This is a genomic window from Saccharopolyspora sp. NPDC045941 (assembly GCF_056431445.1).
This window is the reverse complement of the sequence record NZ_JBWKKU010000091.1, coordinates 22,095-32,277: the sequence shown is the minus strand read 5'-3', so window position 1 is coordinate 32,277 and position 10,183 is coordinate 22,095. Positions and strand designations below refer to the sequence as shown.

8 protein-coding genes and 4 pseudogenes are annotated in these 10,183 nt (G+C 63.1%); 8 read left to right on the top strand and 4 right to left on the bottom strand.

Annotated features, from left to right (window positions below):
* Positions 1-127: 127 nt before the first annotated feature.
* Together AC07FN_RS41765 and AC07FN_RS41760 are read left to right on the top strand one after the other, a co-directional pair.
* Positions 128-269, top strand: a pseudogene (locus AC07FN_RS41765) (IS5/IS1182 family transposase); the annotation flags it as partial.
* A pseudogene (locus AC07FN_RS41760) lies at positions 268-598 on the top strand (NAD(P)-dependent alcohol dehydrogenase); the annotation flags it as partial. The pseudogenes AC07FN_RS41765 and AC07FN_RS41760, both read left to right, overlap by 2 nt.
* A 225-nt stretch (positions 599-823) precedes the next feature.
* Here AC07FN_RS41760 and AC07FN_RS41755 read toward each other — a convergent pair.
* The 3 genes and pseudogenes from AC07FN_RS41755 to AC07FN_RS41745 form a co-directional block, all read right to left on the bottom strand.
* A complete protein-coding gene (locus tag AC07FN_RS41755) occupies positions 824-970 on the bottom strand; it encodes a hypothetical protein (protein WP_478400656.1) in 147 nt (48 codons plus the stop codon).
* A 243-nt stretch (positions 971-1,213) separates the two neighbouring features.
* Positions 1,214-2,119 (bottom strand): IclR family transcriptional regulator, encoded by a 906-nt coding sequence (locus tag AC07FN_RS41750; RefSeq protein ID WP_478400655.1) that lies wholly within the window; start codon positions 2,117-2,119, stop codon positions 1,214-1,216.
* Between the two features lie 124 nt (positions 2,120-2,243).
* Positions 2,244-2,659, bottom strand: a pseudogene (locus AC07FN_RS41745) (transposase); the annotation flags it as partial.
* 182 nt (positions 2,660-2,841) lie between these two features.
* Here AC07FN_RS41745 and AC07FN_RS41740 point away from each other — a divergent pair.
* The 4 genes from AC07FN_RS41740 to AC07FN_RS41725 are packed head-to-tail and all read left to right on the top strand — an operon-like array spanning position 2,842 to position 7,074.
* Positions 2,842-3,330: an ester cyclase gene (locus tag AC07FN_RS41740; RefSeq protein WP_478400654.1), complete on the top strand. Its 489-nt coding sequence runs from the start codon at positions 2,842-2,844 to the stop codon at positions 3,328-3,330.
* A complete protein-coding gene (locus tag AC07FN_RS41735; RefSeq protein WP_478400653.1) occupies positions 3,330-4,703 on the top strand; it encodes a protoporphyrinogen/coproporphyrinogen oxidase in 1,374 nt (457 codons plus the stop codon). The genes AC07FN_RS41740 and AC07FN_RS41735 overlap by 1 nt, the downstream gene beginning before the upstream one ends.
* 2 nt (positions 4,704-4,705) lie before the next feature.
* Positions 4,706-5,710 carry a terpene synthase family protein gene (locus tag AC07FN_RS41730; RefSeq protein WP_478400652.1) on the top strand — a complete coding sequence of 335 codons (1,005 nt, stop codon included), beginning with the start codon at positions 4,706-4,708 and terminating at the stop codon, positions 5,708-5,710.
* Positions 5,707-7,074 (top strand): NAD(P)/FAD-dependent oxidoreductase, encoded by a 1,368-nt coding sequence (locus tag AC07FN_RS41725; RefSeq protein WP_478400651.1) that lies wholly within the window; start codon positions 5,707-5,709, stop codon positions 7,072-7,074. Before AC07FN_RS41730 ends, AC07FN_RS41725 begins: the two co-directional genes overlap by 4 nt.
* Positions 7,075-7,221: 147 nt before the next feature.
* On the opposite strand, the pseudogene AC07FN_RS41720 reads toward AC07FN_RS41725, so the two are convergent.
* Positions 7,222-7,341 (bottom strand): annotated as a pseudogene (locus tag AC07FN_RS41720) (transposase); the annotation flags it as partial.
* A gap of 282 nt (positions 7,342-7,623) precedes the next feature.
* On the opposite strand from AC07FN_RS41720, the gene AC07FN_RS41715 reads away from it, so the two are divergent.
* Together AC07FN_RS41715 and AC07FN_RS41710 are read left to right on the top strand one after the other, a co-directional pair.
* Positions 7,624-8,457 carry an SDR family NAD(P)-dependent oxidoreductase gene (locus tag AC07FN_RS41715; protein WP_478400650.1) on the top strand — a complete coding sequence of 278 codons (834 nt, stop codon included), beginning with the start codon at positions 7,624-7,626 and terminating at the stop codon, positions 8,455-8,457.
* 412 nt (positions 8,458-8,869) lie between these two features.
* Positions 8,870-10,081: a cytochrome P450 family protein gene (locus tag AC07FN_RS41710; protein WP_478400649.1), complete on the top strand. Its 1,212-nt coding sequence runs from the start codon at positions 8,870-8,872 to the stop codon at positions 10,079-10,081.
* Positions 10,082-10,183: the final 102 nt, after the last annotated feature.

Sequence of the window (10,183 nt, the reverse complement as noted above, 5' to 3'; positions counted from 1 at the left end):
CTCTTCTACCAGGACCCCACGCCCACTCTCTTCAAACCCCCGGGCACACACCACCTCAAGACCTCAGCCCCCATCCCACTGAGATCACCTCAATGTGAGTTGATCAAGTCTGTCGTGATCGCTTCTTGTGGTTGATGATCTCTCCCTGCGTTTGGTGCCCAATGAGCTGTGGGCGTTGGCGGAGCCGCTCATCCCGCGGCTCGAACCGCGACCGCAGGGGGGTGGGGACGGCACCGGTGGATGACCGAGCCGTGATCACGGCCATCGTGCGAGCAGTCGCTGTTCCCCGGCATTGACAGCGCCGGTGGCTATGTCGCCCTCGGCTCGCAGCGTCGTGCGCATCGACGAATTCCTCGAACCCGCCGACGTAGCGGCGCTGGCCGACGCGGGCCTGACCGCCTACCAGGCCGCCGCGAAGGCCGCCAGAACCCTGCGGCCTGGAGACCACTGCGTGGTGATCGGCGTGGGCGGGCTCGGGCACATCGGGATCCAGGTGCTGAAGGCGCTGACCTCGGCCGAACTCGTCGTCGTGGACCGCAATTCGGACGCCGTGAAGCTCGCCGTGTCCATCGGAGCCGGCCACAGCGTCGTCGCTGACAGCGACTGGTCCTGGCTCGGAAAGATGTCCGTGCTAAGCGAGTCCTGAACACCCGCAATTCCACTTTCGGTTGGAGGAAGCAATGTTCGCACACGGGAAATCGTCACGCGTCGCACTGGTCACGGGTGCCGCGTGAGGCATCGGCAAGGGTATTGCGCTGCGTCTGCCCGCTGACGGCCTGGACGTCGCGAGCTTCGTGTCCTACCTGGCCTCACCGGACTCCGACTACATGACCGGTCGGTCGATGATGATCGACGGCTGCATCCAGTTCTCCTGATCGCTGTCGCCTCCATCGTCGCCGTTGTTGCTGTCCCACGATCCGCGCCGTTTCTTCTTCGGTTGCACCGCCATTAGCACTGCGGTTGCGGCCATCGCTAACAAACCCAGCCCCAAGTATGAGGTCCGGCGAGCTCAGATTGCCTGGATGTGGCTCTCCAGGCCCGGTCACTGAAGGGCGCTAATCCGAAGTGGACGATGATATCGAGGATGTTGCTGCGACGACAGCCGCTGAAGTGCCGGGAGGTCGCCAGCCTGCAGAGTTCGACCGGCCAGGACTTGACCACTTCGTCGTCGCCTTTGCGATCACCTTCGAAGCACGTACCCTCCCGCCAACGATTAGTTACTCCGCGCACGCATCGCAGCAGCACCGGAACTGGCCCTCTGAGAAGGTACGCCCCCTCCCAGTTGCCCACAGGTTTCAAGCATCGCTCCGTCGTATGGCGAGTCGCAGCGTTGCGAGAGTCCCAGTGCGGTCGGCTGCGAAAGATAGTGGGATGCCTTTTGAGCAGACTTACTGGCCTCCATCCGGACCGCATCCAAATTCATCGAATTAACCGGGCCCGCGACGGAAATCCCGGCCACAATCCGCTTATCCGCACCGAAGATCGGAACCGCAACCTCAGCTTCGTCAGAAAGATATTCGCCATGTGAGTACGCCACGGATTTCCGGCGAACAATCGTCAGCTCGCAGCTGAGATCGCCAACCCTTGTAATCGTCATTGCTGTGAACCGCTTCAGCCCCCGCTCGGCGAGCCCGGCGATGACGTCATGCTCATATGAGAGGAACAGTTTGCCCACTGCGCTGCAGTGAGCCGGCACCGGCTGCCGGAATCTGTCGTTGTGCCAGTGATGATGCAGCCGATCCGAGTAGAAGACGTGGCCCCGGTGCAACACTCCAACGCTCACCGCAGAATGCGTCCGCTCATATAGCGACAGTAGGAAAGGCATCAGCTTACGCTGCAGTGCAGCAGTCCGAATTGCTTCCGGTCCCGGCTGAAGCATTTGGTTGCCAAGTGTGTAACCATCACCTGCTCTTTCTGCAAACCCTCGCGCAACGAGCGTGTTCAAGATCCGGTGCACGGTTGCCTTGGAGAGACTAGTAGCACGGGCAAGGCCGGATAGGCTGGACGGCGAACCGTGCGCTGCCAACGCCTCCAGAAGCGACAACGCTCGATCAACGCTGCGCGTGAAGCCTCCTTGCGTCTCTGCGCGATCCGAGGCATGGCATGGCTGCTCTCTCATCGTCACACGCTCCTCGTTTGTAGGACTGGGGAACTGCAGGCTTGCCTAGGTGCAGGAGCAGCAACAGACCTAGATAGAAATATGTGCACTTTTGATCGCCCTGATCGGGTCACACGGACAGGCACCGGCGGGGCCCGCGCCGGGACTTCACGGCGGGGTTCGCCAAGCCAGAGGCTTGAGGGCGTGAGCGTCGTTGGTATTGACGGCCGAGGCCGCGACATCCGGCGCCAGTCTCACCCGGTCGGACAGTGCATGGATCCTTCGACCCGGGTTTCCCGCGGTGCACGGAGCTGAGACCGGTCAAAGACCCCTATTTCTTGGTCGGGACCAGTCGATCATTCCCCGGCTGTCGAGTTCATCGAGTACCGCGCGATGCGACCTGCGCCATAATCTGGCTTTCGTCCACTCGGTGAAGCGGCGAACCGTGGTAGAGACCTTCACCCCGAAGCTGGGCGGCAGGTGTCGCCACACGGACCCACTGGTCAGGACGAACACCGTCGCGGTGAACACAGCACGATCGTCCACGTGAGACCGTCCGCCTGCGGCAGTCTCCGCCAAGGTTTCGCCGCTACGTCTTGAGCCGCCACATCTACGTCCACAACGTCACGTAACTGGTGTTCCGCAGCGTGGAACGATCCGGATCGTTGCAATCACAACCGTGCTTATCCTTGCGGCGATCCGACTTCCAGCAGACCGCCTCTTCAGGTGATCGGAGCGGCAGCATGTCAGAAACAATTTTGCCCGAGTTCTCCGCAACGACGTCCGCCTTTGTGCCGCGTGCCCGCGGGGTTGGGATGATCACGAGTACAGAGCTGCACCGGAAGTTGCTCGACGTGGTGGCCAAGCACGACTTCGATGAGCTTCGTGCGCTCTACCATGACGACTACGTCTACCACAACGCCAGCAGCGCTGAGCGGCACGGTGCTGAAGCAGGGGTTGAGGTGGCGCGCACGTACACAGAGGCATTTCCCGACATGAGTTTCGACATCCGGCACATCAACGATGCCGGTGACGGACGCTCGCTCGCCGAGGTCGTCGTGCATGGCACCAACACCGGCCCACTGTATGGGATGCCCGCGACCGGCCGGACGATCTCACTCCTGATGGCCAACGTCATCGAAGTGCGTTCAGGTCTGATCTACCGCGAGTTCGAGTACTACGACTCCATGAGTCTCCTCGGTCAACTGGGTCTCGCGGGAAAGGTGATCTGATGCGGGAAACCTCCGCATGCTCGGACTACAACGTCGTGGTGGTGGGCGCTGGCATCGCCGGCCTCACCGCGGCGTTTCTCCTGCAGCGCGAAGGATATCGCGTCACGGTACTGGAGAGCTCGACTAGAGACGAGGTCGGGGGACGCATGGCGAACGTGGACCACGGCGGCTTTCCCGTCGACCTCGCCGCTTCCCTGCTGTCCTATCGGTATCAGCATCTCCTCCGACTCGCGGCAGCGGTGAACGCTCGGCCGCTCCGGTCGTCGAGCCTGGTCGGTGTAGTGAAAGAGGGACGCGTCCAACGTATCAACGTCAAGTCCTTGCCGCGTATGGCAGCAGGCCTGCTAAAGCTGGTGCCACCGACCGACGCGGTTCGCCTCCTGATCGACTACGCCCGACTGCGGCCCTCGCTCAGCTGGGAGGACATGTCGTCGATGTCCACGCATGATCACCATTCGGTCTCCGAGTACGCGGCCCGGCGGGGCATCAGCAACGCGACCGTGGACTACGCGCTCGATCTGCTGTGCATCCTCGCCTCCTTGGAGGACGCCGAAGTAACGTCGAGTATCGGGCCCTTCATGATCCTGCGCAGTCTGCTCGGGGGAGGGGGGTTCTTCACCTCGACGGCCGGGGTCGGCTTTCTTCCCCAGGCGCTCGCCGAGCACGTGGTGGTCGAGCACGAGGCGACTGTTCTGGCTGTAGAGGAGCGTGCGGGAGAGGTCGAGGTGACCTGGTGTCGTGACAACGCGACGACAACCGTCCGAGCGGAAGCATGTGTGATCGCGGTGCCGCCGCCGCTCGTCCATGGGATCTACCCCCAGCTTCAAGAAATCGAGAGAACGGCGTTCGAATCGCTGCGGTACGCCGCGAGTATCCACATCGCATTCGGGCTGGACCGGCCTACTTCGGCCAAAGAGGTCGTTCTCGACTTCCCACGCAAGGAGCATCCGGACATGTGCGGATTCGTGTTGCCGCACAACATGGCGGAAGGACGCGTGGCCGCGGGACGTGGCCTCGCCATGGCCCACTTCCGCGGCAACTGGTCGGCGTCACACCTCGACTCGGACGATGAGTTTCTGGCGGCCGCAGCCCTGGCCGGAGCGCGACACCTGCGGGTGCTCCCTGAGCTTGAGAGTCACGCCGAACTGCTCCGCGTCTGCCGCGTTCCTCAGGGTATCGTGGTCCGTCGTCCCGGTGACTACCGAGCGTTGAAGGGGCTCAGCGCGGCACGTCCGGCAGAAAGCAGAGTCCAGCTCGCTGGCGGCGACTTCCTCGCGCACTCGACGACCAATCACAGTGCCGCCTCCGGGATGCTCGCCGCGCAACGAATCGGGCGCGTACTCAGCACCCCGATTCCGGCGAGAGTGAGGTAGCCATGCCAACTTTCGATCTGACAGCGCAACGCATAGGCGTTCCATTTTCGCCGGCGCGCAGTCCGCACGCGGCAGTACTCGACGCCAACCTCACCGCCTGGCTGAACGAAACGAGTGTCGTCGGCGACGGGGCTGTCGCGCGGCGCGTGCGAGCAGCTTGCTTCAGCGACCTGATCGCTTCCGTGTATCCCCAGGCTGGGTGTTCAGAGCTCAATCTCATCGGACGCCTCATCGTCTGGATGTTCGTCTACGACGACCACTTCGACCCTCATCGACTTGGCCTGGCACCCGACCGGGCGCACCAGGCTGCTGACCAGCTCGCTCGAGTTCTCCGCAGCAGCGGTTCGCCGGGCTCACATGAACCACTGTGGCACGCGCTGGACGAGCTGTGGCACCAGGGCTTTCGCGAGGTCGACCCCCTGCTCAGGGAACGTCTTGCCGACCATCTCCTCGTTTTCGCCAGAGGAGTCGCGTTAGAGGTGTCGATGCGGGTGGACCAGAAAGTGCCGCTACTGGACGCCTACATCGACCTGAGGCTGGAGACCTTCGCTTGGCTGGTTCTTGTAGACCTGATCGAGGTTGCCGAAGGCATTCCGGTGCCGCAATGCGTACGTAACACAGACACCTATGCCGATCTAATCCGCACCACGGGCAGGATGATGTTCCTCATCAACGACTTGTACTCGTTGAACAAGGAGATCGCCGCCGGCGAAACCCACAACATCGTCTTCGTACTCCAGCGGAAGTACGGCAACGAGCTTTCCGAGGCGTTCGCCAAGGCGGTCGATCTCTTCCGCAACGATGTCGTTCGTTTCGTCGAGCTCCGCACGCGACTGGAAAGGATGTCGTTGTCGCAGGGCGAGCGGATCGCGGTATCCCGGCATGTCCGAGCACTGGAACATATCGTGCGCGGCGAGCTTGACTGGTGCCGGGAGAGCGCGCGGTACCGGACCGGACCTGAGTCTGGAGCAGCGAATCTCGACTTGGAGGAAAGGCCAATGTTATGAGGGACTTCAGTCAAGCGGTGGTGATTGGTGCTGGCGTGTCTGGACTACTGGCAGCGCGGGTGTTGAGCGAGAGGTTCTCCTCCGTGCTCCTGCTTGAGCGAGATCGCCTGACAGGCAAGGATCACCGTGCCGGCATACCGCAGTCCCATCACCTGCACGCCCTCAGCGCTCGGGGTGGCGAGCTGGTGGAGGAGTTATTCCCAGGATTCCGCGACGAGCTGAGTGACGCGGGAGCACCGACCTTCGACTTTGGTGCGCAAGTCGCCGTCAGGTTTGCCGACGGTTGGGCGGCAAGACCGCAGACTGGCCTGATCGTCCAGTCGTTCACCCGGTCGCTGTTCGAGTCGTCGCTGCGGGAAAGGGTGCTCGCGCTGCCGGGTGTCGAGCTCGCGGATGGATGCGCCGTGCTTGGTCTGAGAGCCGACGAACGTGCCGTCACCGGCGTCGTCTACCGCGACGCCGATGGCGAAAAGACGTTGCCTGCAGGTCTCGTTGTGGACGCGAGCGGCCGGTCTTCGCATCTTGCGGAGTGGTTGGAGCAGGCGGGATTCGGCCGACCCAGGGAGGCCGTACTCAATGTGGGAGTGGGATACGCGTCAAGGCTCTACGACAACCCGTCCGATGTATGGCCGGAGTGGACTGGGCTCGCCGAGTTCCTCCAGGCTCCGGACGTGCGACGGGGAGGCTTCGTGTCCAGGGTGGAAGGAGGTCGGATGCTCCTCACCCTTCAAGGCATCGAGGACGGTAAACCCCCCCACGACGAGGAGGCGTTTGCGGAGTACCTCAGAAAGTTGCGCGTGCCTGTGGCCGACCTGGTCGCGCGGATGAGCCCGGCATCATCGATCCGGCGATACTCGCGCACCGAGAACCGCAGATTGGCTTGTCATCGGTTGCGTCGCTGGCCCGATGGGTTGATCGCGGTCGGAGACGCCGTATGTATGTTCAACCCGGTTTACGGGCAGGGTTTGACAGTGAGCGCCTTCGAGGCGACTGACTTGCGTGAGTTCCTGCGGGAATGCCCTCCGCGTGGAATCCCGACCGGTGCTACCAGACGGTTCCAGCGCGTACTGGCCCGCCGGACGCGGTGGCCATGGCTGCTAGCGACCTCATCCGACTGGGGCTGGCAACGACATCGCGCACCGCTGCCGATCCGAGCAGGGCTCAGCTATCTTCGCAGGCTCATGCGCGTGATGCCGCACGACGATGTTGTGTATCAGCAGTTCCTCCGGGTTCTTCACATGGTGGATCCGCCCACGACGCTGGGTCGCCCGTCGATCGTGCTACGCGTGCTGCGGCACCGTTCCGGCAAAGCCGCTCGCAATGCGCTGCTGTCGGAGCAGCCTCTCGCTGGTGCAGAACATTAAGTCGCACAACGGAAGGGTTGCCTCGCTAGGAGGACATCCGTTATGCGGCTCGCAAGAAGGGGTTGCGCTCGTACGGCGCGGTCTAGCGATCAACATTGACACGGCGCGCATGGTCCGCGAGGATCCGCTGATGTCAGCTTTCTAACCCGTGGGCGCGGTGTAGACCGTCGCCAGTGCCTTGGTGAACGCACTCCAGTGCGTCCGGGAGGCGTAGCGCAGGTTGGAGCGCGCCAGGTTTACCACGCACTTCTGCGCGGTGACCAGAGGCTACAGAAGCTGCCGCGTCGTTGTCCGCTCTCGCACGACTTGACGATCTATTGGGGGTATCCGTGTCTACTATGGACTATGCGGGTGTCCGGACGAGTTCTCCGAGTGGGCCGTACTCCATTGCACGGTTAAACGGTTATCCGGTGATGTGTCGTCGGATTGAGGAGGCGAACGGGCAGCATTGTGAAGTCGTGCGAGCAGCGTCGATAAGCGTTCATGTGGTGCGCCTGGCGTCCGTGTAGTGTCCCTGATCGCAGGCACGGAGTTCCTTCGGAGGTCGGCGTGGGTTCGTTCGGCGGCAAGGTGGCCATCATCACCGGGGCGGCTAGTGTGGAACCGGGCGGAGTGAACATCGGAGGTGCCGCGGCGGCCGAGTTGGCGTCGTGTGGCGCGCGGGTCGTGGTCGCGAGCCGCACCATTGAGAACGTGGAAAGGCTCGCGGCCATGTTGAACAAGAAGCACGGCCCTGGCACCGCGCTCGCCGTCGCTACCGACGTCCGCTCCGAGAACCAGGTCGAGCAGTTGGTGGCCACTGCGGTCAGTGCGTTCGGTGGGTTGCATGTGCTGATCAACGTGGCGGGGATCTTCCCGGTCGGTGACGGCGATCTCGCGTCCATGTCGGTCGATGTGTGGGACGACGTGATGGCGGTGAACTTGCGCGGCACGATGCTGGCCACGAAATATGCGCTTCCGCACCTGCGCGAGGTCGGTGGAGCGATCGTTAACACCGCTTCCACGCACGCGTTTGCCGGTGACAGCGGCCTTACCGCGTACGGCGCGACCAAGGCGGCCATCTTGGCGTTGACCGCCTACACCGCCACGCAATATGGCCAGGAGGGCGTCCGGTGCAACGCGGTGTGCCCTGGCGTCACCATTACGCCTCCTGCGTTGCGACTGCCCGCGGTGATGATGGGCATCTACCGCAGGCACATCGTTGCGCCTGAGCTCAACGGTCCAGAACAGTTGGCCAAACTCTATTGCTTTCTCGCCTCGGATGACGCCTGTGCCATCAACGGCGAACACGTCCGAGCGGACAACGGCATGCTGGCGCAACAACCCTTTGTGCCCGACATGCGTGACCTGGCTGGGGCGGCCGTACCCGACGAGCTGGACTGACCGCCTGACGTAGGAAACGCGGATACCTAGCCGCTGTTGGTCGCCGCCGCGCACCTCGACGTGAGCGTTCCTGACGATCCGCGAACTCGTTCTTCGCATGTCGTTCACCACGCCGCCGCTGCCCGCATTCGACATTTGGTCGCCGAGTTCCCGAGGAGCCGGGGAGTCGGGGATCGTCATGCCGTCGCAGTGGTTCTGTTATCCGGAATTTCGGAGGTCCCCGAGCTCGCGTTACCGTGAATGACGGGCCGCGCAGGATGATCGGCACGTTGGTGCAGGCGGAGCGTCATGGCGTTGGCCTTGCGCCTGATGGTTTCTATCTTTCGAGACATGCCACATCTGAAGGCGAGAATCACTTCTGCTTTCGTTACCGGCTGTCGTCACAAGGAGGCCCGCTGTGGCTGAAGTATCTATGGTGGAACTCGATCCCACCGGTCGTAATGTGCACGGGGAAGTCGCCCGGCTGCGTAAGAGTGGTCCGGCGGCGTTGGTTCTTCTGCCCGGTGAGGTCCGGGCGTGGTCGGTCACGCGCCCCGAGCTGATCAAGAGGCTCGCTGGTGACCCACGGGTGTCGCGAGACCCGCGACGGCACTGGTCGGCGATGGCGACGGTTCCGGCTGACTGGCCGTTGAACGCGTTTGTGCAGCTGAAGTCGCTGATTACCGCTTATGGCGGGGATCATCGACGACTCCGTAAGCCGCTCAGCGGTACCTTCGGCCGGCGGCGGCTCGAACTGCTCCGCCCGCGCATCGAGGAGATCGTGGACCGGTTGATCGACGACATGGACGCTGACGCGGGAACACCGATCTGCCTTCGCGAGCGCTTCGCTGCACAGGTGCCCGCTGAGGTGATGTGGGATCTGTTCGGTGTGCCGGACTCGTTGCGCGCCAGGTTCTCGTCGGGCTTGCCCAGGTTCACCAACACCGCGGCCACGCCTGACGAAGCCGGTGCGGCGTTCACCGAGATGGTCTCGTGCGCGACGGAACTTCTCACCGCCAAGCGGGCTTTTCCCGGAGAGGATCTGGCTACCGATCTGGTGGAGGGGCAGGCGTCCGATCCGTCGATGACCGACGAAGTCCTCATCCACACCCTTATCACGATGCTCGGTGCGGGCATCGACACCACCTCCAACCACATCGCCAACGCCGCACGCGCGCTGGCGGTGGATCCGGTTCAACGTCGGCTCGCTGTTAGTGGCGAGGTCGGGTGGGATGACGTGGTCGAGGAGTCCTTGCGCAGGGACGGTCCTGTCATGCATTTGCCGTTGCGGTTCGCTGTTGAGGACTTCGACCTGGAAGGCGTGACGATCAAGCAGGGGGAAGCGATCCTCTTGGCCTTCGGCGCACCAGGACGAGACCCGAGCTGGCACGTCGACGCGCACGAGTTCGATTTGACGCGCAGCGAGAAGGACCATCTGGCCTTCGGGTACGGCGTGCACTACTGCGTCGGAGCGCCGTTGGCCCGGCTCGAGGGAGCCATCGCGCTCGAGCGCTTGTTCACCTGTTTTCCCGACCTTGAACTTGCTGGTCCGCCGGACGAGCTGATCCCTCACACCTCGTTCATCGGCTGTGGCTTCCAGTCGCTGCCGGTGAATCTCCGGCCTCGGGTGCCTGCGGAACGCTGAGACTCGAGAACTGCCGCCGGGCGCGGTTTAGAGGTTGCTTGCCAGGCGGCTCTTCAAGGTGAGCTTGCCCAGCATGCCGTGATTCTGATCAGGAGTGTGAAG